Raw genomic sequence first — 24,886 nt, 5'->3', positions numbered from 1 at the left:
CATGCCCAACCTCCAACGCGGCTTTACCTTGCTCGAAATGCTGGTGGTGATCGTGCTGATCAGCATCGCGGCCGGCCTGGTGGGGTTTGGCCTGCAACAAGGCCTGCGCGCGGCAAAAGAACGCCAGGTAGTCGGGCAGATGGTCGAAGCGCTGCGCAGTACGCGGGCGCGGGCCATTGTCAGCGGCACGGCGCAACACACCGTGTTCGACTTGCGCAGGCTGAGCTTTGCCGCGCCGGGCCGGCCAACAAAATACTGGCCGGCCGATCTGCAGGTCACCTTGCACACCGCTGAACAGGCAGGTTCCACCGTGGAGTTCTACCCGGATGGCAGTTCCACCGGCGGCAACCTGCTGTTGGCCAACGGCACTCGGCGCTGGCGCATCGACGTTGGCTGGCTGACCGGCAGCGTAGAATCCAGGGCCTTGCCATGAAGCGACAGCGCGGGTTTACCCTGCTGGAAATGCTCGCCGCGCTGACGCTCATGGCCATCTGCAGCACGGTGTTGCTGGTCGCTTTCGGCCAGAGCGCGCGCTCGTTGTTGCAGGTCAATCGCAGTGATCGCCTGACCCTTGCGGCGCAGAGCCTGCTGGACCAGGAAACCATGGGCCCGTTGGTCAGCGAGGTGCGCCAGGGCGAGTTCGACGGCATCCATTGGCAACTGAACATCGCCCAGCAGCCGACCCGCATGGGCCAGCCGCACCTGTTTCGCCTCGACTTGACCGTCAGCGAGGGCGCGCGTCAGGCGCACTTCAGCACGTTGAAACTGCGTGCCGCCGGGGCCGGTTTGTGACGCGGCGGCAGCAGGGCTTCACCCTGCTTGAAATCATGATCGTGCTCAGCCTGCTCGGCGTGTTGCTGACCCTGGTCGGCGGTGCCTTGCTCGGTGCCAATCGCGCGGTGCTCAAGGCCCAGCGCTACACGGTCAGCCTGGATGAAATGCGTGCTGCCCAGCAGTTTTTGCGCACCGCCATCAGCGAGGCGTTGCCGCTGGACGTGACCGAGGACGACAGCCAGGCCGACGGCTTTTTCAGCGGCACCGCGCAGCGCATGCAGTTTGTCGCGACCTTGCCCGGTGTGCTGGGCGGCGGCATCCAGCGCTTTACCCTGCAACTGAGCGGCCCCGAGGCCGCGCGTGATTTGCAGGTGGCGTTCGCGCGGTTCGAGTCGGCGGCGCAGGTCAGCGTGCCGGCCTCGCGCGGCGAACCGCAGGTGCTGCTCAAAGGCGTCGAGGACGTGCAGTTCAGCTATCGCGGCGTGTCGCCCAAGGGCCAGGCCACCGGCTGGATCAACGAGTGGCCGTGGAGCAAGCGCCTGCCCTATGCGGTGCGCATCGACGCACGGGTGAACGGGCCGGTGCCCTGGGTCACCCAGGTGGTTGCGCTACGGCTGAACCTGTCGGGCGGAGCGCCGGAATGATCAAGCAGCAACGCGGTGTCGCGCTGTTATTGGTGCTGTGGGTGCTGGCCTTGCTCAGCCTGCTGCTGGGCGGGCTGGCCGGCTGGGTACAACTGCAGACCCGCCAGGCTGCGTGGCATCGCCAGCACACCCAGGCGCTGCTGGCCGCCGAGGCGGGCGTGGCATTGACCCTGCAGGCGCTGGCTGATCCGACGCAGCGCAAGCAGTGGGTGGCCGACGGTCGTGAGGTCCCGCTGACGTTCGATGATGCGCAATTGCGCGTCAGCGTTCGCAGCGACCTCGGCAAGCTGTACCTCAACAGCGCCGACGTGGGAGATTTTGCGCGCCTGGCCCTGGCCTGCGGCGCCACCCAGGCCCAGGCCGACCAGTTGGCCAGAGCCCTGGAGGTGCGGCGCAACCAGGGCCATGCGCCGTTTCGCGTGGTGGAAGAACTGCGCCAGTTGCCGGGCATGAGTCGCGCGCTGTACAGCGAAATGGTGCCGCAGATCAGCCTGTGGAGCGGGCTGGACCGGCCCGACCCGGCGTTCGCCAGCCCGTTGATGCGCCGCGCCCTGAACCTGCCGCGTCAAAGCGCGGTGGGCGCCAACGCCGGTGATGTGCTGGTGATCGACAGCCGCGCACAACGCCCCGGCGGTTATCACGCGCAGTTGCAAGTCACGGTTTTATTGAGTCCCGCGCAAGGCAGCGCACAACCTTATCGAGTCCTACGTTGGCAAGAATGAATGAACACCTGGCCGCCCGCCTGCAGGTGCTGATCGAACCGGTCGCACGGCGCTGGCACGGCAGCGTCCTGCAACAGGGCTGGCGACTGTGGCTCAAGGAGCTGCGCGGCTGCGTGCCGGCATGGCTGCTGGTGCAGGATGCGGCCGAGCAGGTTTACCGCTGGCCGCTGACCGCGCCGGTGCAAACCCTCGCGGGCGACGCGCGCCAGGTACTGCTGCTGGGCCGCGACGCGGTGCTGCGCCAGACCCTGCAATTGCCGCTGGCCGCCGCGCGCAACCTGTCGACGGTGGTCGGCTATGAACTTGACCGCTTTACGCCGTTCGACGCCGCACAGGTGTACTTCGTCGCACGCCAGGAGCGCCGCACAGCGACCCATGTTGAGGTGACGCTGGTGGCGATCCTGCGCGAGCGCCTGGACCGGATTCTCGAAGAGTGCGCCGCCCTTGGCCTGCGTCCCCATGCGGTGGACGTGGACGATGGCGCGGGGCAGGTGATGGGCATCGATCTGCTGCCGGCGCCGCTGCGTCCACGCCAGCGCCCTGCCGGCAAGGGTTTGCAGCGCAGCCTGCCGTGGCTGTGCGGCGCGCTGCTGATTGCGGCGATGCTGTTGTGGCTCAACGACCGTCAGCGCGTGCTCGACGCCATGCATCACAGTGTGCGCGAGCAAAAAGCCGAGGTGGCGCAGGTGCAGGCGCTGCGTCAGCAATTGCTCAATACCCGTGGCGCCGCGCAGTACCTGATCCGCCGCAAAATGGCGCAACCGCCGCTGGCGGCGCTGCTCAATGAACTGACCGCGTGCCTGCCGTCCGACACCTGGATCGACCAGTTGGAAGTCAACGATGGCGCCGACGTTTCGTTCTCCGGGCAAAGCGCCAAGGCCAGTGCCCTGATCACCCGCATCAAGGCCTGCCGCAGCCTGGAAAACGCCCAGTTCGAAGGGGTGATCCAGCCCGATGCGCAAACCGGCAAGGATCAGTTTTCCTTGCGCGCCCACCTGCACCAGGAGGCTGCCGATGCGCCGTCCACTGACACCCCGTGAACGCCGTGGCGCGGCCTTGATCGCCCTCGCGCTGGTGCTCGGCGCCGCGTACTGGCTGTTGATCGACAGCTGGTTCGCCGGGCCGTTGCGCGCCATGGGCGAGCAGGCCGAACAATTGCGCGAGCAGCAGCAGCGTTACGCCGGCGTGTTGCGCCAGCGCGACAGCCTGCGCGAACAACTGGAGCAGGCGCGCCAGGACCCGGCGAGCAGCACCAGCCTGCTGCCGGGGGACGATCCCAGCGCCGTGGCGGCGGACCTGATGCAACGCCTCGCCGACCTGATCAACAGCCGCGCCAGCCTCGGCGGCGGCTGCAGCCTGACCCAGCGCATGCCCATCACCCCGGAGCAGGACGAGGCCGAGCCGTATCGCCAGGTCAAGGTCAGCCTGACCCTCAATTGCGCGATTGAACCGCTGACGGCGATCCTGCATGAACTGGAATATCAGCGGCCGTTTCTGTTCGTCGATGAAATGAGCATTCGCCGTGGCCCCAATGCGCCCGCCAGCGGCGCCGCCGGCAAACTGGTGGTGCACCTGCTGGTGCGCGGCTACCTGCAACCGGCCGCTGCCGCGCAGGTGCGCCGATGATCAATCCATTGCGTCCCCTGGAGTGGGGCCTGCTCGTCGTGGCCGGGCTGCTGGGTGTTTTGATGGTCGGCATTCTCAGCAACCTCGGCGATGCGCCGCAGTGGTTGCCGCCGCCCGCGCCGGATGCGCGGGCCAACGCCTCGGCCACGGTGCTGGTGGCGCCGAGCGCGACCCTCGACAGCCTGGCCGGCACCTGGCAGGCGCCGCTGTTCAGCCCCGACCGCAGCCCCGACCGCGCCGTCGGCCAGGCCCAGGCCTCCAGCCTGTCGAGCCTGACGCTGACCGGCATCGTGCTCGACGGCGACCTGCGCGTGGCGCTGCTCAAGCGTGCCGACGGCCCCGCGCTGAAAGTCCGCCAGGGCCAGACCCTGCCCAATGGCTGGGTGCTGGAACACCTCGACGCCCGGACTGCCCGTTTCGTGCTGGATGGCCGCACGCAAACCCTGAGCCTGCGGGCCCTGCGTTTGCCGCCGCCGTCCAGCACACCCCCAATTACCCTTTCTCACGAGCCATCCCCTTGATCGATTCCTACCCCGGCGCCTTGCGCACCACCGTGTTTTGCCTGGCCACCGCCGTTGCCCTTGGCGGCTGCGGGTCATTCCCCAAGCACCCAGCGCCTGACGAGTCCCTGCTGCATGAGGCGCTGCAGGGCACCGGTTCGCAGCGCCCGGCCGTGGACCCGGCCAGTGAACAGGCGTCGCCCAGCAGCAGCCAGCCCCAGGCAAGCACGCCGCCGCAGCGCCAGTTGATTCGCGGCAACCAGCAGTTCGTGCGTCAGCCGGCCGCGACCCGCGCCGGCAAGGAGGAGGCCGGCGGCGACATCGTGTTCAACTTCGCCGACCAGCCCATCGAGGCGGTCATCAACAGCGTGATGGGCGACCTGCTGCACGAGAGCTACAGCATTGCCCAGGGGGTGAAAGGCAACGTCAGCTTTTCCACCTCCAAGCCGGTGAACAAACAGCAGGCGCTGTCGATTCTCGAAACCCTGTTGTCGTGGACCGACAACGCCATGATCAAGCAGGGCAACCGCTATGTGATCCTGCCGGCCAACCAGGCGGTATCGGGCAAGCTGGTGCCGCAGATGCGCGTGTCGCAACCGTCCAGCGGCCTGTCGGCGCGGCTGTTTCCGTTGCGCTACATCTCGGCCACCGAGATGCAGAAACTGCTCAAGCCGTTCGCCCGGGAAAATGCATTTTTGCTGGTGGACCCGGCGCGCAACGTGCTGAGCCTGGCCGGCACACCCGAGGAATTGGCCAACTACCAGGACACCATCGACACCTTCGATGTGGACTGGCTCAAGGGCATGTCGGTGGGCGTGTTCGGCCTGCAGCGCGCGTCCGTGGCCGAGCTGATGCCCGAGCTGCAAAAAATGTTCGGCCCCGACAGCGGCATGCCCCTGGCGGGCATGGTGCGCTTTTTGCCCATCGAGCGGACCAATTCGGTGGTCGCGATCTCGTCCCAGCCGCAGTACCTCAGCGAGGTCGGCGACTGGATACACACCATCGACGAAGGCGGCGGCAACGAGCCACAAATGTACGTCTACGACGTGCGCAACATGAAGGCCACTGACTTGGCCAAATACCTGCGTCAGATCTACGGCAGTGGCGCGATCAAGGACGACGCGCCGGCGAAAGTCGCCCCCGGTCTGCGCACCGCGACCTTGTCATCGCCCGGCACCAACAGCACCTCCGGCAGCCTGCCCGGTGGCCTCAATGGCAACGGCAATGGTATGGGCAATAACCCGCCTGCCTCTGCCGGGCAAGAGGAGCAGGAACCCGACACCGAGGCCGAGCAGGGCAGCGAGAGCGCCGAGCAGGGCGCCGGCGAAGGAGAAGGCGCAGCGGCCAAAAGCCTCGACGCCGGCACGCGCATCACCGCGCAAAAAAGCAGTAACCAGTTGCTGGTGCGCACGCGCCCGGTGCAGTGGAAGGAGATCGAATCGGCGATCAAGCGCCTCGACAATCCGCCGCTGCAGGTGCAGATCGAAACGCGCATTCTGGAGGTCAAGCTCACCGGCGAACTGGACCTCGGCGTGCAATGGTACCTGGGTCGCCTGGCGGGCAATTCCACCAGCAACACCGTGGCCAATGCGGTCGGCAGCCAGGGCGCATTGGGAGCGGGCGGTGCCGGCCTGGGCGCCGATTCGTTGTTCTATTCGTTCGTCAGCACCAACCTGCAAGTGGCGCTGCACGCGCTGGAAACCAATGGCCGCACCCAAGTGCTGTCGGCGCCGTCGCTGGTGGTGATGAACAACCAGCCGGCGCAGATTCAGGTGGGTGACAACATTCCCATCAGCCAGACCACCGTTAACACCGGCGCCTCCGACACCACCTTGAGCAGTGTCGAATACGTACAGACCGGGGTGATCCTCGACGTGGTGCCACGCATCAATCCGGGGGGCCTGGTGTACATGGACATTCAGCAGCAAGTCAGCGATGCCCAGGACCAGCCGTCCAACAACGATCCGCAAAACAACCCGCGTATTTCCACGCGTTCGGTGTCCACCCAGGTGGCCGTGCAAAGCGGGCAGACCGTGTTGCTCGGCGGCCTGATCAAGCAGGACAACGCCGAGAGCGTCAGCGCCGTGCCGTACCTGGGCCGCATCCCCGGATTGCGCTGGCTGTTCGGTAACACCAGCAAATCCAAGGACCGCACCGAGTTGATCGTGCTGATCACCCCGAGGGTGATCACCAGCAGCAGCCAGGCTCGGCAGGTGACCGATGATTACCGCCAGCAGATGCAGTTGCTGCGGCCGGCAAAATGACCCCGCGCGGTTCAGCCGCGCAGGAACAACTGCTCGACCTCGGGGTTGAGCTGATTGTTGGCCCCCAGGTACTCGATCAACTGTGCCGTCCTGCTGCCGCGCAGCCCGGCGGTGGTCAGCGTTTTGTCGGTGACGTAGGTGTAGAGGCCGGACACCGCGAAGGCCTTGAGCTGTGCGATGTGTCGGGCCTGACCTGCCAAGGTGCGCTGGAAGGTCTCGCTGGCAAAGAACGCGCGGCGCGTCAGCGGGCTGGCGAAGGCGATTTCCATGATGGCCAGTTCTTCCCGCGCCGGGCTGGCATGGTGCGCGACATTCGGCGCCGGCGGGTGCATGCCGTCATTGTTGAAGCGCGACGTCAGGTGCAGCGTGAGTTTCAGCACGTCATCGGCGCTGCCGAGCACGTCGGCCAGTTCATGGCTGAGGTAGTCGTGCAGGTCGGCGAGGCTGCCGCGCGGGCTGAAATGCACATGGAGGCGGTCGACGTTGTCCGTGCCGTTGAAGGTGCTGTCATGCAAGCGATTGACGCGTTTTTGCGAGCCGTGCGGCAGGTCATAGGCGAGGGTTTCCTCGAACATGTTTTGTTCGTCGGAAAACAGCAGTGAGGCAGCCTCCTGGAACCGCTTCTGGTCATCAGCGTTGGCGAAGCCAATCTCGACCCCACCGTCCAGCTCGTAGTGTGCGATTTCGCTGATGCCGTCGGCCAGCGGCCACAGGTGCGCGTCCTGGTGACGGTCGAAGTGATGCTGGATGTACAAACCTAGCCCGGGCAAGCGCGCGCACAGCGGCCCGTGTGCGTCGCGCCAGTAGGTGGCGAAGATGTCGTGGGGGACGCGCTCGCGACGTTTCACGGTGGTGTAGCTGTTTAGCTGGATCATCACTGGCTTCCTTCAAGACGGTGTTCAAGAAGGCTGTGATCCAGCTGGCGTCCCCGTCGTTCAAGATTTTTCCTCAATCGACGGCTCCCGGGCCTCAGTCGGTTGCCGCTGGTGTTTCTTCAGCCGGTAGGCAAATTGCGCGCGGCTCAGCCCCACCAGCCTGGCGGCGGCGGCCAGGTTGCCGGCGTTGCGTTGCAGCGCTTCATTGATCAGGCGTGCTTCCAGGCCGTCGATGGAAAAACCCTGGTCCAGTTGGCCAAGGGTGTCGAGCAGGGCAGGGCGCACCACCGCCGTGGCATTGGACAGGCTGCCTTGCCCGTCGAGGCTGTACGGGTCCGCCGGCATGGGTTCATTGCGAAACAGGTGCACCAGGTCGATGGCCTGACCTTCGTCGCTGGCGATCAGGCCGCGTTCGATCAGGTTTTGCAGCTCGCGCACATTGCCGGCGAAGTCGTAGCGCAGCAGCACCTTGAGCGCGCGCATGGTCAGGCCGGCGGGCGTGCGCCCGTAGTCCTGGCAGAAGCGCATGAGGAATGCGTTGATCAGCAACGGAATGTCATCACGGCGTTCGCGCAGGGGCGGCAGCGCGATGGGGTAGACGTTGAGCCGGTAGAACAGGTCTTCGCGAAACGTGCCGTCGGCGACAGCCTTGCGCAGATCGATATTGGTGGCGGCCACCACCCGCACATCCACCTGGATGGCGCGCACGCCGCCGACCCGTTCGATTTCCCGCTCCTGCAGGGCGCGCAGCAGCTTGCTTTGCCCGGCCAGGCTGAGGCTGGTGATTTCATCCAGGAACAGCGTGCCGCCCTGGGCCCGCTCGAAGCGGCCGGGGCGCGCATGGGTGGCGCCGGTATAGGCGCCGCGCTCGACGCCAAACAGTTCGGACTCGATCAGGTTGTCCGGGATGGCCGCGCAATTGAGCGCCACGAACGCGCCGTCACGGCGTGGGCTGAGCTGGTGCAGCTGGCGGGCGAACATCTCCTTGCCCACCCCGGACTCGCCGCTGATCAGCACCGTCGCCGGGGTCGATGCGACGCGCGCCAGGGCTTGCGTGGCGGCGTTGAAGGTGGCGCTGGCGCCGATCAACGTGTCACGGGCGTTACTGCCGGGCAGGCTGTCGGGCGTGGACGCGAGCGGCGGGGTGCCAGGCATCTGCGACACATTCAGGTAGCGCAGGTCTTGCTCGACGTCCCCCCATTGCGCGGCCGTCTTGCCCACCACGCGGCAACTGCCGTGGCCCATGCCGCGGCATTCGACTTCACGAAAAATCACCATCTGCCCGAACAGCCCGCTGACGAAGCCCATGGCGTAGCCGGTTTCGGTCCAGCACACCGGGTCCTGGCCGATGCCGTACGCATTCACATGCTCATCGGCCTCGCACGAGTGGTGCCAGAGAAATTCGCCTTCGTAGAAACCGGAGTCGGCGTCGAACTTGAAATGCACGGGCTCGACCTTGGTCATGCCTTCCAGCGTGTGCAGGTGGGTGCCGGCGCGAAACACGGCGGCGGCATCGGCCTGGGGCCAGCGCTCGCGGATCAGGCGCGCGTCCCGTGCACCGGAGGCAAAGCCGGTGCGGGTGAACAGCCCGCGCGCCTGTTCCAGCCCCAGGCGCTCGATGATCTCTGCGCGCAGCGCGCCGAATGACGAACCGTGCAGCAGCACCATGCGCTGGTCGTTGAGCCAGATGCGCCCGTCTTCGGGCGAAAAGAACAGGCAGTCGGCAAGCTCCGCGGGGGTGGGCGAGCTGCTGTCGCTGAGCTGGCGGCTGTCGCCGCGCGGGTGATAAGGCGTGGTGGCCGCGTGAACGTCGGGGTGTGCGCTGAAGGGATGAGTCATTGTTATGCCCTGATGCCGTTCAGTTAAGGAAAATGTGTGGGCTTATTGTGGCGAGCGGGCTTGCCCCGCGTTGGGGGGGCGAAGCGTCCCCAATCGAGCAAAACGCGGTGTACCGGATACGGCTCAGCGCCTGGTTTTGGGGCTGCTGCACAGCCCAACGCAGGACAAGCCTGCTCGCCACAGGGAATCTGCGCTTAACTGAACGGCGTTGTTGTTATGCCCCTGCAAAGCGTGTGATCGATATGAGTAACCGCTGAGATAGTTATTAAACATAACCTTATCAATTGAACAAGTGGCAGCGAAGCGGTTTTTGCTGACGTTCCTGTGCGTGTGCCTGAGCCGTGAACGGCAAGCCCCGACGCAGAGCCTTGGAGGCGTTATGTCAGCGCCTTGGCCTTTAAACGGCACAGCCTTTGCTCAAGGCTTGAGGCGGCGTTTGCCTTTGTGCAGGCGATGACAATTACAAGAACCGGGAGTCACCATGTCAGTGTCTGAAACCATCCCCCTGTTACAGCGGGCCATCGAGTCCGAGTGCCTGTTCGACGGCGACTGGAGCAAAGCGTCCGGGACTGTGCTCCCGGTGATCGAGCCGGCCACCGGCGAAACCCTGATGCAATGCGCCATGGCCAGCCCGGCCGACGTTGCCATTGCCTGTCGCAGCGCGGCGCTGGCCCAGCCGGCCTGGGCCGCGCTGGGCCCACGGCAACGCGCCGAGGTGTTTCGCAAGGCGGCGGAGGTGGCACAGCGCTCGTTCGCCGAGCTGGCGCTGTATGTCGCCCGTGAAACCGGCGGCGCGCTGTACAAGGGCGAACACGAAGTGCGCGAGGCGATTGTGCTGTTGCATCAGGCGGCGGGCCTGTTGTCCCAGCCCCACGGGCTGGTGCTGCCCAGCGAGGCCGGGCGGTTGTCCTATGCGCGGCGCCAGCCCCATGGCGTGGTGGGGGTGATTTCACCGTTCAATTTCCCCCTGGTGCTGTCGATGCGTTCGGTGGCGCCGGCCCTGGCCGCCGGCAATGCGGTGGTGCTCAAGCCCGACCCGCAAACCCCGGTCAGTGGCGGTTTTCTTATCGCGCGGCTGTTCGAAGAGGCGGGCCTGCCCAAAGGGTTGCTGCACGTGCTGCCAGGGGCGGCGCCGGCGGGTGAAGCGCTGTGCCGCGACGCCAATGTGCGGATGATCGCCTTCACCGGTTCCACGGCGGCGGGGCGCAAGGTCGCCGAGGTGGCCGGACGGCACCTGAAAAAAGTCGCGGTGGAACTGGGCGGCAAGAACGCGCTGATCATTCTCGAAGACGCCGACCTGGACCTGGCCGCGAGCAACGCGGCCTGGGGCGCGTGGCTGCACCAGGGGCAGATCTGCATGGCGACCGGCTTGATTCTGGCTCACGAGTCCATTGCCGCCAGCCTCACGCGCAAACTGGTGGAAAAGGCCCGCGCGCTGAGCGTGGGCAATGCCGCGCGGGGCGAGGCGGCGCTGGGGCCGTTGATCAATGAGCGGCAATTGCAGCGCGTGCACGCCATCGTCAGCGACAGCCTGCAGGCCGGCGCGCGGCTGGAGGCGGGGGGTGAATACGACCGGTTGTTCTACCAACCCACCGTGCTCAGTGGCGTGCGCCCCGGCATGCGCGCCTTCGAGGAAGAGGTGTTCGGGCCGGTGGCCACGGTGGTCAGTTTTGCCACAGACGAGCAAGCCATCGACTTGGCCAACCGCAGCGAGTACGGCCTCAGCGCCGCCATCATCTCGCCGTCGGTCGGCCGCGCCATGGCCATCGGCGAGCGGCTTGACTGTGGCCTGCTGCACATCAACGACCAGACCGTGGCCGACGAATGCATCAACCCGTTCGGCGGGCGCGGCGCTTCCGGCAATGGTGGCAACGTCGGCGGGCCGGCCGACTGGGACGAGTACACCCAGTGGCAGTGGGTCACGGTAAAAAACACACCACCGACCTATCCCTTCTGAGCCCTGGCTCGGGGTTTGAAACACGCACGCCTATACAAAAACAAGAGGGCTGAACATGAACCTGCATAACAAAACCTTGATTGTCACCGGCGTCGCCTCCGGCATTGGCGCCGAAGTGGCGCGGCTGGCGCGGTTCCAGGGCGCGACGGTGATCGGTGTCGATCGTGCTGAACCGCACCTGACCCTGGATGGCTTCCTGCATGCCGACCTCGGCGATGCGGCGAGCATCGACGCGCTGGTGGCGCGCTTGCCGGCGCGGGTCGACGCGCTGTGCAACATTGCCGGCGTGCCCGGCACGGCGCCGGCGCACACGGTGGCGCAGGTCAACTATCTGGGGGTGCGTCACCTCACCCAGGCGCTGCTGCCGCGCATGCCGGCGGGCGCCAGTGTGGTCAATGTCGCCTCGATCCTCGGCGCGCAATGGCCGCAGCGCCTGGAGCAGCACAAGTGGCTGGCGGCCACCGACAGCTTCGCCGCCGGGCAGCAGTGGCTGGCGGCCAATCCGGTGGAACAGGGCACCTGTTATCAGTATTTCAAGGAAGCGCTGATTGTCTGGAGTTACCAGCAGGCCCAGGGCTGGTTTCGCGATCATGGGGTGCGCATCAACTGCGTGGCGCCGGGGCCGGTGTTTACGCCGATCCTTGGCGATTTCGTCAGCATGCTCGGCCCGGAGCGCGTGGCCCGCGACAGCCAGCGCATGACCCGTCCAGCCCTGGCCGATGAGGTGGCGGCGGTGATCGCCTTCCTCTGTTCGGATGCTTCGCGCTGGGTCAATGGGGTCAATCTGCCGGTGGATGGCGGGCTGGCAGCCACCTACGTGTAAGCGCAGCCAACCCCGGTGTGGAACCCTGCACCGGGGGTCTTGAACAACAACAAAAATACAGGACATACAAGATGCTCAAGCCTATCTTGCGGGCGGCTGCGGCCGTGACGTTCATTGCTGTGTCGTCGACGGCCCATGCCTATGACTTGCCCGGGCTCAACCTGGGCAGCACCAGTTTCTACGACGGCTCACCGGCCCCGGCGGGCCCGGGCTGGTACCTGGAGGAATACCTGACTTACAGCCGTGCCAGTCGCTTCAATGACGCCAACGGCAACAAACTGGCGCTGCCGCGACAGGACGTGGAGGTGGTGGCGCCGACCACGCAGATCATCTACGTCGGTAAGCCCCTGGCCAACGGCGCGATGCCCGGGTTCACCCTGATCAACACCTCCCTGGCCCACGCCGATGTTGACGATGGCTTGAACAACGCGGCGCTGAGTTCGCGCGCAGGCTTTGGCGACCTGACGCTCGGCGCGTTTGTGCAACTGCCGACCCTGAGCCGGGCCGACGGCAGCCCCTTGCTCACTCAGCGCGTGGAGGCCGATGTGTCGATACCGGTGGGCGCCTATGACCGCACGCGCTCGATCAACCCGGGCAGCAACTTCTGGTCATTCAACCCGTACTACGCGGCGACCTACTGGTTCAACCCCAAGTGGTCGGCCAGCGGGCGTTTCATGTACCTGTGGAACGGCAAAAACGACGAGCCGCAGGCAGGCTTCGGCGACGTCTCCAACACCCAGGCCGGCCAGGCGCTGCATGCCAACCTGACCCTGCAATATGCCGTGAGCGAGCAACTGAGCGTGGGCCTCAACGGCTACTGGCTCAAACAGATCACCGACACCGAGGTGGACGGTCATGCCGTCAGCGGGCGGCGGGAAAAGGTCTGGGCCATCGGGCCGGGGCTGGTCTATGGGTTCAACAAGGAGAATGTGCTGTCGGTGAACGCCTACTTCGAGCAGCAGGCCGAGAACCGCACCCAGGGCAACAAGCTGGTGCTCAACTGGCTGCACAAGTTCTAGGGGCACTCAGTCCTGATACACCTTCTTCAACAGGCGCAGCAGGGTGGCGCGTTCCTCGCTGTCCAGCGCGGCGGTGGCGTCCAGGTCGCTCTGGGCGGCGATGTCCTTGAGCGTCTTGAGCAGGGTTTCGCCGCTCTTGCTGAGGAAGATGCCGTAGGAGCGCTTGTCCGGCTTGCAGCGCAGGCGCACGGCGAGGGCGCGGCTTTCGAGCTTGTTCAGCAGCGGCACCACTTGCGGCGGTTCGATGGCCAGGGCGCGGGCGAGGTCAGTCTGCATCAGGCCGGGGTTCTGTTCGATGATCGCCAGGGCCGAAAACTGCGCGGGACGCAGGTCGTGTTCGGCCAGCCGGCCGATCAGGTTCTGGAACAGCTTGAGCTGGGCGCGGCGGATGGCGTAGCCGATCAGGTCGTCCAGCGCCGAATCCAGCGGCGGCGGCATGTCGGCGAGGGGGGAGGGCTTGGCCATTGCGATGCAATCCTCGGAAGGGGTGGTTATGAAGGCTATGCAGTTTGCCGGGGTTGACGCGCCGTGGCTATGCCTGCGTTATGCAAAGCCGGAAAATCAGGCAATATTCGGATTAATAGTTAATTGACATAACTATATTTGCGGTTTAGTTTCGAAGCATCTTCACTCCCAGAACAAGAGCGTACCGCCATGAGCAATTACGAAGGTCGTTGGAGCACTGTCAAGGTTGAGATCGAGCAAGGCATCGCCTGGGTCATCCTCAATCGTCCGGAAAAACGCAACGCGATGAGCCCCACCCTCAACCGTGAAATGATCGATGTGCTGGAAACCCTGGAACAGGATCCGGACGCCGGTGTGCTGGTGCTGACCGGTGCCGGCGAGGCATGGACCGCCGGCATGGACCTCAAGGAGTATTTTCGCGAAGTGGATGCCGGCCCGGAAATCCTCCAGGAAAAAATCCGCCGCGAAGCCTCGCAATGGCAGTGGAAACTGCTGCGCATGTACGCCAAGCCCACCATTGCCATGGTCAACGGCTGGTGCTTCGGCGGTGGCTTCAGCCCGCTGGTGGCTTGCGACCTGGCGATCTGCGCCGACGAAGCCACCTTCGGTCTCTCGGAAATCAACTGGGGCATCCCGCCGGGCAACCTGGTAAGCAAGGCCATGGCCGACACCGTGGGCCATCGCCAATCGCTGTACTACATCATGACCGGCAAGACCTTCGGCGGGCAGAAAGCCGCCGAAATGGGCCTGGTCAACGAGAGCGTGCCGCTGGCCCGGCTGCGCGAGGTGACCGTCGAACTGGCGCGCAACCTGCTGGAGAAAAACCCGGTGGTGCTGCGTGCGGCCAAGCATGGCTTCAAGCGGTGCCGCGAACTGACCTGGGAGCAGAACGAGGATTACCTCTATGCCAAGCTCGATCAGTCGCGTTTGCTCGACACCGAAGGCGGCCGCGAGCAGGGCATGAAACAGTTCCTCGACGACAAGAGCATCAAGCCTGGCCTGCAGACCTATAAACGCTGAGCGCAGCGGCCACAGGCCGCCCCTCGCAAACCTGCTTGAACGTATTCCCGATAAAGACAAAAAGAGGAATCACCATGCTGGATGTGCCCCTGTTGATCGGCGGCCAGTCGCGTCCCGCCAGCGACGGCCGAACCTTCGAACGCTGTAACCCGGTGACCGGCGACGTCGTGTCGCGGGTCGCCGCCGCCACCCTGGAAGATGCCGACGCTGCCGTTGCCGCCGCCCAGGCCGCGTTCCCCGTGTGGGCGGCGCTGGCGCCCAACGAGCGCCGCACCCGCCTGCTCAACGCCGCCGAACTCCTGCAGGCGCGCAGCGCCGAATTCATCGCCGCCGCTGGCGAAACCGGCGCCATGGCCAACTGGTACGCGTTCAACGTGCGCCTGGCCGCCAACATGCTGCGCGAAGCGGCGTCGATGACCACCCAGATCACCGGCGACGTAATCCCCTCCGATGTGCCCGGCAGTTTCGCCATGGCCTTGCGTCAGCCCTGCGGCGTGGTGCTGGGCATCGCACCGTGGAACGCGCCGGTGATCCTCGCCACGCGGGCCATCGCCATGCCGCTGGCCTGCGGCAATACCGTGGTGCTCAAGGCCTCCGAGTTGAGCCCGGCGGTGCACCGCCTGATCGGTCAGGTGCTGCAGGACGCCGGGCTGGGCGATGGCGTGGTCAATGTGATCAGCAACGCCCCGGCCGATGCCGCCGCGATTGTCGAGCGGTTGATCGCCAACCCCGCCGTGCGCCGGGTCAATTTCACCGGCTCCACCCATGTGGGGCGAATCGTCGGCGAGCTTTCGGCGCGGCACCTCAAGCCGGCGCTGCTGGAACTGGGCGGCAAGGCGCCGCTGCTGGTGCTTGATGACGCCGACCTCGACGCGGCCGTGGCGGCGGCGGCCTTTGGCGCGTATTTCAATCAGGGGCAGATCTGCATGTCGACCGAGCGCCTGATTGTCGACGCCCGCGTCGCCGACCGCTTCGTGACCCAGCTGGCCGCCAAGCTCGCGACCTTGCCGGCCGGCGACCCCGCCGCGGCGGATTCGGTGCTCGGCTCGCTGGTGGATGCCAGCGCCGGCACGCGCATCAAGGCGCTGATCGACGATGCCCTGGCCAAGGGCGCGCGGCTGGTGGCAGGTGGGCAACTGCAGGGCAGCATTTTGCAGCCGACCCTGATCGATGGGGTGACCGACGCGATGCGCCTGTACCGCGAAGAGTCGTTCGGCCCGGTGGCAGTGCTGCTGCGCGGTGACGGTGACGAGGCGCTGCTGCGCCTGGCCAACGACTCCGAGTTCGGGCTGTCGGCGGCGATCTTCAGCCGTGACACCGGGCGTGCGCTGGCGCTCGCGCAGCGGGTGGAATCGGGCATCTGCCATATCAACGGCCCCACCGTGCACGACGAGGCGCAGATGCCTTTCGGTGGCGTCAAGTCCAGTGGGTACGGCAGTTTTGGCGGCAAGGCCGCCATCGAGCACTTCACCCAGTTGCGCTGGGTGACGTTGCAGAACGGCCCACGGCATTACCCGATCTGAGCCGGCGCCGCCGCGTTGCGGTGGCCCTGTACATCCCCAAAAAAGGCAGAGGACATCCCCCGTGAGTTCCGAATTCAGATCGCAATCCCAGCCCGCACCACGCTACCGCGACGTGTCCATTGGCCAAGCGCCGGTGGCGATCACTGAAGAACACGGCGTGCTGCACATGCGCTCCCTGGAACCGCTGGCGCCGCTGCCGCCGCGCCTGCTTGACCGGCTGGTGCACTGGGCGCAGGTGCGCCCCGCGCAGACGTTTATCGCAGCGCGCCAGGCCGGCGGTGACTGGCGCCACGTCAGCTACAAGGACATGCTCGACAGCGTGCGCGCGATTGCCCAGAGCCTGCTCGGTTACGGGCTGTCGGCGCAGAAGCCGCTGGCGTTGCTTTCGGGCAACGACATCGAGCACCTGCAGATGGCGCTTGGCGCGATGTATGCCGGCATTCCCTACAGCCCGGTGTCGCCGGCGTACGCGTTGTTGTCCCAGGATTTCGCCAAGCTGCGGCACGTGTGCGACCTGCTGCAACCGGGGCTGGTGTTCGTCAGCGATGCCGCCGCCTACCGGCGCGCGATCGAGGCGGTATTGCCGGCCACGACGCCGCTGATCACGGTGCGCGGCGAGGTGCCGGGGCGTCCCTGCACGGCGTTCGCCAGCCTGCTGCAAACCCCGGGCGGGCAGGCGGCCGAGGCGGCGTTCGAGGCCACGGGGCCGGACAGCATCGCCAAGTTCCTGTTCACCTCCGGTTCCACCAAGCTGCCCAAGGCGGTGGTCACCACCCAGCGCATGCTCTGCGCCAACCAGCAAATGCTGTTGCAGACCTTTCCGGTGTTCGGCGAGGAGCCGCCGGTGCTGGTGGACTGGCTGCCGTGGAACCACACCTTTGGCGGCAGCCACAACGTCGGCATCGTGCTCTACAACGGCGGCACCTTTTACCTCGATGACGGCAAGCCCACGGCCCAGGGTTTCGCCCAGACCCTGCGCAACCTCAAGGAGGTGTCGCCCACGGCCTACCTCACCGTGCCCAAGGGCTGGGAAGAACTGGTCAATGCCCTGGAGCAGGACGGCGAATTGCGCGAGCGGTTTTTTGCGCGCATGAAACTGTTCTTCTTTGCCGCCGCCGGCCTGTCGCAAAGTATCTGGGATCGCCTCGACCGCGTGGCCGAACAACACTGCGGTGAGCGCATTCGCATGATGGCCGGCCTGGGCATGACCGAAGCCGCGCCGTCCTGCACCTTCACCACCGGGCCGTTGTCCATGGCCGGCTACATCGGTTTGCCCGCGCCGGGCTGCGAAGTGTGCCTGGTGCCGGTGGACTGCAAGCTGGAAGGGCGCTTTCGCGGGCCGCACATCATGCCGGGCTACTGGCGCGCGCCAGAGCAGACCGCCGAGGTGTTCGACGAGCGAGGTTTCTACTGTTCGGGGGACGCGATCAAGCTCGCCGATGCGCAGCAGCCGCAGTTGGGGTTGATGTTCGACGGGCGCATCGCCGAGGACTTCAAGCTGTCTTCCGGGGTGTTCGTCAGCGTCGGGCCGTTGCGCAATCGCGCGGTGCTCGAAGGCTCGCCCTATGTGCAGGACCTGGTGATCACCGCGCCGGACCGCGAGTGCCTGGGTGCGCTGGTCTTCCCCAGGCTCTACGAGTGCCGGCGGCTGGCAGGCTTGCACGCCGACGCCAGCGACGCCCAAGTGCTGGCCAGCGCGCCGGTGCGCCAGTGGTTTGGCGACTGGCTGCAGCGGCTCAATCGCGAGGCGACCGGCAACGCCAGCCGCGTGGAGTGGATCGCCTTGCTCGACGAGCCGGCGTCCATCGACCGAGGGGAGATCACCGACAAGGGCTCGATCAACCAGCGTGCGGTGTTGCAATGGCGCGCGGCGCGGGTCGAGGCGCTGTATCGCGGCGAAGACCCCACCGTCCTGCGCGCCTGACGCGCGCTGCGGTACTGCGCTGCGGTACTATGGCAGCCCGTGTTTTTCTGGAAGCTGCCTGGATGAGCAAGCCCGGTCAATTGGTGCTGGTTGCACTGCGCAAGATGATTGCCAGCGGAGAGCTGGCGGCGGGCGAACGGCTGCTGGAAGTGCCCACCGCGCAGCGCTTCGGCGTGTCGCGCATGCCGGTGCGCATGGCCTTTCGCACCCTCGAACAGGAAGGGCTGCTGGTGCCGTTTGGCGGGCGCGGGTATCAGGTGCGTTCGGTCAGCCCCAGCGATATCGCCGGCGCCGTCGAAGTGCGTGGCGTGCTTGAAGGGCTGGCGGCGCGTCAGGCCGCCGAGCATGGGTTGTCCGATGAGGCGCGGCGCGCGCTGGAGCGCTGCCTGGTGGAGGGCGATCAACTGTTCGAGAAGGGCTATGTCACCGAGGACGACCTGGAGGTCTATCACGACCTGAACATGCGTTTTCACCAGGTCATCGTCGCCGGCAGCCACAACCCGGCAATCACCGACGCGCTGGCACGCAACGATCACCTGCCGTTCGCTTCCGTCACCGCGCTGGCCATCGACCGCGAGGACATGGCGCGCGAGTACCGCCGTTTCAACTACGCCCACCTGCAGCATCACTCGGTGTTCGATGCGCTGGTCAATCGCCAGGGCGCGCGGGCCGAGGCGATCATGCGCGAGCATGCCAACGCGACCTTGCGCTATGCCGAGATCTTCAGCGCCGCCACCGCCCGCGAGCGGATCAAGGTCATTGTGCCGTCGGCCTGAGGCGGCTCAGATATCCAGCACCAGCAACGCGGTTTTCGCGCGCGAGCAGCACGGCGTGAACTGATCGTTCAACGCCTGCTCCTGCTCGGTGAGAAACAGGTCGCGGTGCTCGGGAATGCCGTCGAGCACACGGGTCAGGCAGGTGCCACAGATCCCTTGTTCGCAGGACACGGCAATCTCGATGCCGTGGCTTTGCAGGACCTGCACCACGCTCTTGTCGGCGGGTATGTCGAACACCTCACCACTGCTGGCGACCTGCACCGCAAACGCCCCGTCAAGACCCCCGTCCACAGCCGGCGCCGAGAAATACTCGCGGTGCAGGCAGTCCTCCTGCCAGCCCTGGGCGCGTGCGCTGTCGAGCACATGCTGCATGAAGCCGCCGGGCCCGCACACGTACAAATGCACATCATCGGCCGGGGTGGCGAGCACCTCGGCAGCGTTGAGGGCGGTGTGCGGTTGCGCGTCAAAGTGCAGGAACACCCGCTCGGCAAACGCCGACGCCTCGAGCCGCTGCACAAACGCTGCGCGCTCACTGGCGCGGGCGCAGTAATGCAGTTCGAAGTCGGCGCCGGCCTCGGCCAGGTGCTCGGCCATGCACAGAATCGGGGTGATGCCGATGCCGCCGGCAAACAGCAGGCTGCGTCGCGCCTGCGTGGCGAGGGGGAACAGGTTGCGCGGTTCGCTGATGGTCAGGTGCGTGCCGACCTGCACCTGCTCGTGCAGGCCGCGCGAGCCGCCGCGCGTGGCGGGGTCCTTGAGCACGCCGATCTGGTAGCGGTGGCGCTCCCGAGGGGGATTGCACAGCGAATACTGACGCACCAGGCCGCCTGGCACGTGCACGTCGATGTGTGAGCCGGCGCTGAACGCCGGCAGCGGCGTGCCGTCGACGCGGGTCAGCTCATAGCTGCAAATATCCAGCGCCTCGTCGTTGCGGGACGTCACCACGACCTCGATCATGTCGGTTCTCCGGCGCGTTCCCTGGCGATCAGGCGTTCGAGAATCTTGCGCGACTGCACGCCTCCGGCATCGATATTCAGCTTGAGCAGGTTACGCGTGGGGTGTGCCAGCAGGTTCTGTTGCTGGCGTTCGAGCATCTCCAGGTCTTCGCTGAAAATCTTGCCCTGGCCTTCGCGGATACTGGCGGTCAGCGCCTCGTCGTGGGGCTGGAAATTGCGCGCCATGCCCCAGAAATACCAGATCGAGGTGTCGGTCTGCGGGGTGATGAAATCCACCACGATGCTCGCCGCCTTGTGTTCCGGCGCGGCGTGGTAGCCACCCTTGCCGGCGTGGGCCACGCCGACTTCGATCATCACGTGGCTGGGCGGGCTGAAGCGGCAGATCTGCCAGCGGTCCACCGGCACATCGTCGGCCAGCTGGTTGCCGCGCAGCGCCATGCGCCAGAACGGCGGCGCCATAATGTTCTGCATGTGCCGGGCGGTCACCACCTCATCGCCTTCCACGGTGGTCACGGGCGGCGCTTCGTCGATCTCCTTCTGGCCGATGCTGGAGGCGTGCACGTAGGTTTCGTGGGTCAGGTCCATCAGGTTGTCGATCATCAGGCGGTAGTCGCACTGGATGTCGAACAGCCCGCCGCCGTAAGCCCATTGTTCGCTGTCGGCCCATTCCAGGCGCGGAATCAGCGCGGGGTCGGCCTGTTCCTGATCGCCGGGCCACACCCAGATAAAGCCGTGACGCTCGACGGCGGCGAACGCCTTGTTGCAGGGAAACCCGCGCACGCGCTGGCCGGGCATTTCCACGGTTTTGCCATCGCCGCCCATCACCAGGCCGTGATAGCCGCACACCAGGTTTCCGTTTTCGACATAACCCAGGGACAGCGGCGCACCGCGGTGGGGACAGAAGTCTTCAAGGGCTCTGACCTGATTCGTCTGGTCGCGATAAAACACCAGCTTCTCTCCGCAGATCTGCCGGCCGAGGGGTTTGTGTGCCAGTTCATCGGGGGTGCAGGCGACATACCACGTGTTTTTTGGGTACATGACGGTTCTCCAGGCTGGACGTTGTTTTTATTTAATGGATCCATTAGAGGCGCGAGAGGTTGTGTGGTCAATTCGTATATTTAAGGTTTCATGGAAAATAAGGGCGATTATCGGCCAATGTTTCATGCTTTATTGGATCCATAAAAAGCCAGCTTTTATGAAATATCTGTTAAATATTTTATTGACTAAAATAATTAATAAGCGTAATTATTTTCCTGCATCTGCTCTCACGCAGAGTCATTTCCAGGATCACAGAGATGAGCCAGAACGCCGTTCCCTTACTCGTCAGACTGTATGTCGAGGCCAATGAATCTTCACCGGTCGAGCCACCCGCACCGCGTTTGATGCAGGGGTTTCCCGCCGCGCCGGAGCAGCGCGTGACCTGGGATAACTGGATGCGCCCGCCGTTCAACCGCTGGGGGTTTCGTCACCTGGCGCGCTTGCGTCCGTCCATCGATGTGCAGGCCGGGCGTGGCCCGTGCGCGCCGCTGATCGAAGCGCCCCAGGCGCTGGACACGCTGCACTTTGACAGCGTCTGCGGCCTGAGCATCAGCGTGCTCGACCACCTCAAGGCCAGCCACACCGACGGTCTGTTGGTACTGCAGGGCGATCAGGTGCTGTTCGAGCGTTACTTCAACGGCCAGCGGCCGGACGATCGGCACATCATGTTTTCGGTGACCAAGTCGCTGATCGGCGTGCTCGGCGAACAACTGGTCAGCGAGACCGTGCTCGACCCGACGCGGCTGGTCGGCAGCTACGTGCCGGAGCTCGCGAGCAGCGCCTTCGGCGATGCGACGGTGCGCCAGCTGTTCGACATGGCGGTGGGTATCGACTACCGCGAGGTGTACGACGACCCGACCTCCGAGAGTTCGCAATACGGCTACGCCTGCGGCTTCAACCCGGCGCCGAGCCCGTTTCGCGAGTTTGAATCCCTCTACCAATACCTGCCGTCGCTGCGCAAACGCGGCGAGCACGGCGGGTTCTTCCACTACGTGACCGCCGCCACCGAGGCGCTGGCCTGGGTCATGGAACGTGCCTCGGGCGTGCCCTGCGCGCAGCTGTTGGAAAGGGTCTGGAGCCAGTTGGGTTGCGAGCGCGACGGCTACTTCATGGCCGATCCCTGGGGCCGCAGCGTGGCCGGCGCCGGCTTCAGCGCGACCCTGCGCGACATGGCGCGTTTCGGCCGATTGCTGGCCAATGACGGCCGCCACAACGGCGACCAGCTGCTGCCAAGCGAGGCCATCGCGCGCATCGCCCGGGGCGCGGACCCGGCAATCTACGCGGCCAACCCGGAGTTCGCCGAGTGGGCCCCCGGCGCGTCCTACCGCAGCCAGTGGTACGTGTTCAATGACCACAGTCAGGCGCTGATGGCGGGCGGCATCCATGGCCAATACCTGTTCATCGACAAACCGTCCCGTGTGGTGATCGTCAAACAGTCATCGCTGCCCGAGGCGGTCGGCCCGTTCGATGCCGACAGCGTGCGCATGCTGCGCGCCATCGCGGCGCACCTGACGCGCTGAGACCCTTTCAACCATAACGATCCAGCGTCTGGATTCCACCTGGCTTGCCCAGGTGTTGGCGGCGTACTGCGCCGCCTGCAACTGCCCTGTACAACAATAACGACACAGGAGCTTCACGATGTCTTTCACGACGCGTTTTACCCGCGCGCTGGTGGCGGTGAGTCTGCCTCTGAGCGCCCAGGTCGCCCTTGCGGGCTACACCTTCGAGGACGGCGACCTCAAGGGCGAGGTCAACCTCACCGCCGGCGGCGCCAGCATCACCACGCGCAACGTCAACTTCGGCAGCGGCCGGGTCGACCAGCGCAGCGGACGCAATGGCGGCCGCTCGATTGACTGGCAGGAGTTCTACGTCAAGCCCGGTATCACCTTCAGCTACGCGCTGAACCCCGACGTCAGCCTGCTCGGTGGCGCGTCGGTGGTGGCCGCCACCACCTTCGGCGATGGCGACGCCGGCGGCTTTAGCCGCAGCTCCGATGGCCGGGTGGCGACCGAAGAGCTGTTCGCCGGGGTACGGGTCGGCGAGTGGACATTCACCGCCGGGCGCCAGAACTACAAGGTCGGCACCGGTTTCATCGTGATGGATGGCAACCTCGACCAGTTCAAGGACGGCGCCTATTGGCTCAGCCCGCGCACCGCGTTCAAGGACTCGGCGATCCTCGCCTGGGACCATGGCGCGCTGAAGAGCCAGGTGTTCAGCCTGCGCACCGACGATGACCTGGGCGACTTTCGCATGACCGGGGTCAACCTCGACTACAACCTCGACGACCAGGTGACCCTCGGCGCGATGGCGCTCAAGGTCAACGCCCTCGGTCCACGGGGCAGCACCTTGCCACGGCGCCGCGACGGCATGCAGGTGTACAACCTGCGCGCACTCGATGCCAGGGTGCCGGGCATCGCGCCGCTGACCCTGAACGCCGAATACGCGGTGGAACGCGGCAGCGGCGAGGGCGTCGACTACGCAGCCAACGCCTGGTACGCCCAGGCCGACTACGCCTTTGGCGAGCTGCCGCTGACGCCGATCCTCGGCTACCGCTACGCAAGCTTTTCCGGTGACGACAACCTGGGCGACAACCGGCAGAAGGCCTGGGACCCTTTGAGCAAGGGCTTCATCGACTGGAGCACCTGGCTGGTGGGCGATGTGGTCGGCAACTACCTGTTGTTCAACAGCAATGAAAACGTCCAGCAGTTCTCGCTCAAGGCGCACCTGAGCCAGACCTTCACCCTGGGCGCGATCCACTATCAGTTCTGGCTCGACGAGAAAAACTACATGGGCGCGGCGGTCAACGACCGGCGCTTTGCGGACGAAAGCGTGGTGTTTCTCGACTGGACCCCCACGCCGTCCTTCTACACCTCGCTCTCCTACAACTGGGTCAAGCCCCTCGCGGCGGCCAGGCAAGTGTTCGGCGATGACCAGAAATTCAGTGCCCTGGAACTCTACTTCACCTACCGTTATTGAGCGCCGCGAGCCATTGCGGCCGCGCAGGAGTGTGTGCATGAACAAGTCTTTGCGTAATACCTTGGTGGGCGTCGCCATCGCCTGGCTGTGCAGCGGCTGGTGCCTGGCCGAGGAGCGCACGGTGCGCATCTATAACTGGATCGAGTACCTGCCGCCCGAAATCCTCAAGAACTTCGAACAGGAGACCGGCATTCACCCGATCTACGATGTGTTCGACAGTGTCGAGACGCTGCAAGCCAAATTGCTGACCGGCAACTCCGGCTATGACGTGGTATTTCCCGGCAGCTCCTACATCAGCAATCTGATCACCGCCGGCGCCATCCAGCCGCTGGACCGCAGCCAGTTGCCCAACTGGAAACACCTCGACCCGCAATTCATGACCTCTCTGGAGGCGGTGGGTGATCCCGGCAATCGTTACGCCGTGCCTTACCTGTGGGGCACCACGCTGATTGGTTACAACGTCGACAAGATTCAGAAAATCTTCGGCGCGGATGTGCAGATGAACACCTGGGACATGATCTTCAAGGAAGAGAACCTGAAAAAAATGACCGGCTGCGGCGTCGGCTTCCTCGACGCCGGCAATGAGATCCTGCCCATCGCCTTGCACTATCTGGGTCTGGATCCCAACAGCCAGAAGCGTGAGGACTACACCCAGGCGCAGCAGTTGATGCTCAAGATCCGCCCCTATGTCACCTACTTCAACTCCTCGCGATACGGCATGGACCTGGCCAACGATGATGTCTGTGTGGCGGTGGGCTGGTCCGGCGGTGTGGCCCTGGCCAAGCGACTGGCGGACGCGGCAGGCAAGGGCGTCAAGGTGGCGATGGCGTTGCCCGTGGAGGGCGCGCCGATGTGGTCGGACGTGATGACGGTGCCGAAAAATGCGCCGCATGCGGCAGAGGCCTACGCGTTTATCAACTATATCCTGCGTCCGGAAGTGATCGCTCTGATCAGCAACCGAATCGGTTACCCGAACCCCAACAAGGATTCGACGGAAATGGTCAACGCCGAGATTCGCAACGACCCGAGCATGTACATTCCCGACGCGGCGCGCAAAACCCTGTTCCCCCTGCAACCGATGCCGGCGGCGATTGAGCGTGTCCGTACCCGCGTATGGACCGCCATCAAGACCAACCGCTGAAGCGCGCAATGGTCGGCTGTTAAC

General features: G+C 65.3%; 23 protein-coding genes. 18 read left to right on the top strand and 5 right to left on the bottom strand.

Annotation, left to right across the window (positions count from 1 at the left end; genetic code table 11):
• The first annotated feature begins 1 nt into the window (after position 1).
• Genes TU79_RS12475 through gspD form a run of 8 tightly spaced genes read left to right on the top strand, consistent with a single transcriptional unit; the run spans position 2 to position 6,530 of the window.
• On the top strand, positions 2 to 433 hold the full coding sequence (locus tag TU79_RS12475; protein WP_057008264.1) for a type II secretion system protein: 432 nt from the start codon (positions 2 to 4) through the stop codon (positions 431 to 433).
• Complete coding sequence (locus tag TU79_RS12470; RefSeq protein ID WP_057008263.1) at positions 430 to 792, top strand: type II secretion system protein; 363 nt, start codon at positions 430 to 432, stop codon at positions 790 to 792. The genes TU79_RS12475 and TU79_RS12470 overlap by 4 nt, the downstream gene beginning before the upstream one ends.
• Entirely contained in the window at positions 789 to 1,418 is a 630-nt protein-coding gene (locus tag TU79_RS12465) for a prepilin-type N-terminal cleavage/methylation domain-containing protein (protein WP_057008262.1), read from the top strand. Before TU79_RS12470 ends, TU79_RS12465 begins: the two co-directional genes overlap by 4 nt.
• On the top strand, positions 1,415 to 2,140 hold the full coding sequence (locus tag TU79_RS12460; protein ID WP_057008261.1) for a type II secretion system protein GspK: 726 nt from the start codon (positions 1,415 to 1,417) through the stop codon (positions 2,138 to 2,140). The genes TU79_RS12465 and TU79_RS12460 overlap by 4 nt, the downstream gene beginning before the upstream one ends.
• A complete protein-coding gene (locus TU79_RS12455) occupies positions 2,137 to 3,180 on the top strand; it encodes a PilN domain-containing protein (RefSeq protein ID WP_057008260.1) in 1,044 nt (347 codons plus the stop codon). The genes TU79_RS12460 and TU79_RS12455 overlap by 4 nt, the downstream gene beginning before the upstream one ends.
• Entirely contained in the window at positions 3,155 to 3,766 is a 612-nt protein-coding gene (gene gspM, locus TU79_RS12450; protein ID WP_057008259.1) for a type II secretion system protein GspM, read from the top strand. The genes TU79_RS12455 and gspM overlap by 26 nt, the downstream gene beginning before the upstream one ends.
• On the top strand, positions 3,763 to 4,287 hold the full coding sequence (locus TU79_RS12445) for a hypothetical protein (RefSeq protein ID WP_057008258.1): 525 nt from the start codon (positions 3,763 to 3,765) through the stop codon (positions 4,285 to 4,287). The genes gspM and TU79_RS12445 overlap by 4 nt, the downstream gene beginning before the upstream one ends.
• Positions 4,284 to 6,530: a type II secretion system secretin GspD gene (gene gspD, locus TU79_RS12440; RefSeq protein WP_057008257.1), complete on the top strand. Its 2,247-nt coding sequence runs from the start codon at positions 4,284 to 4,286 to the stop codon at positions 6,528 to 6,530. Before TU79_RS12445 ends, gspD begins: the two co-directional genes overlap by 4 nt.
• An 11-nt stretch (positions 6,531 to 6,541) precedes the next feature.
• On the opposite strand, the gene TU79_RS12435 is transcribed toward gspD, so the two are convergent.
• Positions 6,542 to 7,405 (bottom strand): hypothetical protein, encoded by an 864-nt coding sequence (locus TU79_RS12435; protein WP_057008256.1) that lies wholly within the window; start codon positions 7,403 to 7,405, stop codon positions 6,542 to 6,544.
• 60 nt (positions 7,406 to 7,465) lie between these two features.
• On the bottom strand, positions 7,466 to 9,244 hold the full coding sequence (locus tag TU79_RS12430) for a sigma-54-dependent Fis family transcriptional regulator (protein WP_057008255.1): 1,779 nt from the start codon (positions 9,242 to 9,244) through the stop codon (positions 7,466 to 7,468).
• 481 nt (positions 9,245 to 9,725) lie between these two features.
• Between TU79_RS12430 and TU79_RS12425 the strand changes: the two genes are divergently transcribed.
• The 3 genes from TU79_RS12425 (at position 9,726) to TU79_RS12415 (ending at position 13,043) form a co-directional block, all read left to right on the top strand.
• Positions 9,726 to 11,201, top strand: a complete 1,476-nt coding sequence (locus TU79_RS12425; protein ID WP_057008254.1) for a benzaldehyde dehydrogenase — start codon at positions 9,726 to 9,728, stop codon at positions 11,199 to 11,201.
• A 55-nt stretch (positions 11,202 to 11,256) separates the two neighbouring features.
• Positions 11,257 to 12,024 (top strand): coniferyl-alcohol dehydrogenase, encoded by a 768-nt coding sequence (locus TU79_RS12420; protein ID WP_057008253.1) that lies wholly within the window; start codon positions 11,257 to 11,259, stop codon positions 12,022 to 12,024.
• A gap of 71 nt (positions 12,025 to 12,095) precedes the next feature.
• The gene (locus tag TU79_RS12415) at positions 12,096 to 13,043 is read left to right on the top strand and encodes a SphA family protein (protein ID WP_057008252.1); all 948 of its coding nucleotides are present in this window, start codon (positions 12,096 to 12,098) and stop codon (positions 13,041 to 13,043) included.
• Positions 13,044 to 13,049: 6 nt separating this feature from the next.
• On the opposite strand, the gene TU79_RS12410 is transcribed toward TU79_RS12415, so the two are convergent.
• Positions 13,050 to 13,508, bottom strand: a complete 459-nt coding sequence (locus TU79_RS12410; RefSeq protein WP_057008251.1) for a MarR family winged helix-turn-helix transcriptional regulator — start codon at positions 13,506 to 13,508, stop codon at positions 13,050 to 13,052.
• A 189-nt stretch (positions 13,509 to 13,697) separates the two neighbouring features.
• On the opposite strand from TU79_RS12410, the gene TU79_RS12405 reads away from it, so the two are divergent.
• From TU79_RS12405 to TU79_RS12390, 4 genes are all read left to right on the top strand, one after another.
• Complete coding sequence (locus TU79_RS12405) at positions 13,698 to 14,528, top strand: p-hydroxycinnamoyl CoA hydratase/lyase (RefSeq protein WP_057008250.1); 831 nt, start codon at positions 13,698 to 13,700, stop codon at positions 14,526 to 14,528.
• 74 nt (positions 14,529 to 14,602) lie between these two features.
• Positions 14,603 to 16,051 (top strand): aldehyde dehydrogenase, encoded by a 1,449-nt coding sequence (locus TU79_RS12400; RefSeq protein WP_057008249.1) that lies wholly within the window; start codon positions 14,603 to 14,605, stop codon positions 16,049 to 16,051.
• A 61-nt stretch (positions 16,052 to 16,112) separates the two neighbouring features.
• Positions 16,113 to 17,975, top strand: coding sequence for a feruloyl-CoA synthase (locus tag TU79_RS12395; protein ID WP_057008248.1), 1,863 nt, complete (start codon positions 16,113 to 16,115; stop codon positions 17,973 to 17,975).
• Between the two features lie 62 nt (positions 17,976 to 18,037).
• Positions 18,038 to 18,751, top strand: a complete 714-nt coding sequence (locus TU79_RS12390; RefSeq protein WP_057008247.1) for a GntR family transcriptional regulator — start codon at positions 18,038 to 18,040, stop codon at positions 18,749 to 18,751.
• A 6-nt stretch (positions 18,752 to 18,757) separates the two neighbouring features.
• Here TU79_RS12390 and TU79_RS12385 read toward each other — a convergent pair whose 3' ends face one another.
• Positions 18,758 to 19,708, bottom strand: a complete 951-nt coding sequence (locus TU79_RS12385; RefSeq protein ID WP_057008246.1) for a PDR/VanB family oxidoreductase — start codon at positions 19,706 to 19,708, stop codon at positions 18,758 to 18,760.
• Entirely contained in the window at positions 19,705 to 20,745 is a 1,041-nt protein-coding gene (locus TU79_RS12380; RefSeq protein WP_057008245.1) for an aromatic ring-hydroxylating dioxygenase subunit alpha, read from the bottom strand. The genes TU79_RS12385 and TU79_RS12380 overlap by 4 nt, the downstream gene beginning before the upstream one ends.
• 257 nt (positions 20,746 to 21,002) lie before the next feature.
• Here TU79_RS12380 and TU79_RS12375 point away from each other — a divergent pair, with 257 nt between their 5' ends.
• The 3 genes from TU79_RS12375 (at position 21,003) to TU79_RS12365 (ending at position 24,862) form a co-directional block, all read left to right on the top strand.
• Positions 21,003 to 22,265: a serine hydrolase domain-containing protein gene (locus TU79_RS12375; RefSeq protein WP_057008244.1), complete on the top strand. Its 1,263-nt coding sequence runs from the start codon at positions 21,003 to 21,005 to the stop codon at positions 22,263 to 22,265.
• A 118-nt stretch (positions 22,266 to 22,383) separates the two neighbouring features.
• Positions 22,384 to 23,721 carry an alginate export family protein gene (locus TU79_RS12370; protein WP_057008243.1) on the top strand — a complete coding sequence of 446 codons (1,338 nt, stop codon included), beginning with the start codon at positions 22,384 to 22,386 and terminating at the stop codon, positions 23,719 to 23,721.
• Between the two features lie 37 nt (positions 23,722 to 23,758).
• Positions 23,759 to 24,862, top strand: a complete 1,104-nt coding sequence (locus tag TU79_RS12365) for a polyamine ABC transporter substrate-binding protein (RefSeq protein ID WP_057008242.1) — start codon at positions 23,759 to 23,761, stop codon at positions 24,860 to 24,862.
• Positions 24,863 to 24,886: the final 24 nt, after the last annotated feature.

It is taken from the genome of Pseudomonas trivialis, from assembly GCF_001439805.1.
Classification (GTDB): Bacteria; Pseudomonadota; Gammaproteobacteria; order Pseudomonadales; family Pseudomonadaceae; genus Aquipseudomonas; species Aquipseudomonas trivialis.
This window is presented reverse-complemented; position numbering and strand designations above follow the sequence as displayed.

Bases quoted from the DNA above. Each gene is read 5' to 3' on its own strand.
- TU79_RS12475 (WP_057008264.1), top strand. From the start codon at position 2: ATGCCCAACCTCCAACGCGGCTTTACCTTGCTCGAAATGCTGGTGGTG.
- TU79_RS12470 (WP_057008263.1), top strand. From the start codon at position 430: ATGAAGCGACAGCGCGGGTTTACCCTGCTGGAAATGCTCGCCGCGCTG.
- TU79_RS12460 (WP_057008261.1), top strand. From the start codon at position 1,415: ATGATCAAGCAGCAACGCGGTGTCGCGCTGTTATTGGTGCTGTGGGTG.
- TU79_RS12455 (WP_057008260.1), top strand. From the start codon at position 2,137: ATGAATGAACACCTGGCCGCCCGCCTGCAGGTGCTGATCGAACCGGTC.
- gspM (WP_057008259.1), top strand. From the start codon at position 3,155: ATGCGCCGTCCACTGACACCCCGTGAACGCCGTGGCGCGGCCTTGATC.
- TU79_RS12445 (WP_057008258.1), top strand. From the start codon at position 3,763: ATGATCAATCCATTGCGTCCCCTGGAGTGGGGCCTGCTCGTCGTGGCC.
- TU79_RS12435 (WP_057008256.1), bottom strand. From the start codon at position 7,405: ATGATCCAGCTAAACAGCTACACCACCGTGAAACGTCGCGAGCGCGTC.
- TU79_RS12430 (WP_057008255.1), bottom strand. From the start codon at position 9,244: ATGACTCATCCCTTCAGCGCACACCCCGACGTTCACGCGGCCACCACG.
- TU79_RS12425 (WP_057008254.1), top strand. From the start codon at position 9,726: ATGTCAGTGTCTGAAACCATCCCCCTGTTACAGCGGGCCATCGAGTCC.
- TU79_RS12420 (WP_057008253.1), top strand. From the start codon at position 11,257: ATGAACCTGCATAACAAAACCTTGATTGTCACCGGCGTCGCCTCCGGC.
- TU79_RS12415 (WP_057008252.1), top strand. From the start codon at position 12,096: ATGCTCAAGCCTATCTTGCGGGCGGCTGCGGCCGTGACGTTCATTGCT.
- TU79_RS12410 (WP_057008251.1), bottom strand. From the start codon at position 13,508: ATGGCCAAGCCCTCCCCCCTCGCCGACATGCCGCCGCCGCTGGATTCG.
- TU79_RS12405 (WP_057008250.1), top strand. From the start codon at position 13,698: ATGAGCAATTACGAAGGTCGTTGGAGCACTGTCAAGGTTGAGATCGAG.
- TU79_RS12400 (WP_057008249.1), top strand. From the start codon at position 14,603: ATGCTGGATGTGCCCCTGTTGATCGGCGGCCAGTCGCGTCCCGCCAGC.
- TU79_RS12390 (WP_057008247.1), top strand. From the start codon at position 18,038: ATGAGCAAGCCCGGTCAATTGGTGCTGGTTGCACTGCGCAAGATGATT.
- TU79_RS12385 (WP_057008246.1), bottom strand. From the start codon at position 19,708: ATGATCGAGGTCGTGGTGACGTCCCGCAACGACGAGGCGCTGGATATT.
- TU79_RS12380 (WP_057008245.1), bottom strand. From the start codon at position 20,745: ATGTACCCAAAAAACACGTGGTATGTCGCCTGCACCCCCGATGAACTG.
- TU79_RS12375 (WP_057008244.1), top strand. From the start codon at position 21,003: ATGAGCCAGAACGCCGTTCCCTTACTCGTCAGACTGTATGTCGAGGCC.
- TU79_RS12370 (WP_057008243.1), top strand. From the start codon at position 22,384: ATGTCTTTCACGACGCGTTTTACCCGCGCGCTGGTGGCGGTGAGTCTG.
- TU79_RS12365 (WP_057008242.1), top strand. From the start codon at position 23,759: ATGAACAAGTCTTTGCGTAATACCTTGGTGGGCGTCGCCATCGCCTGG.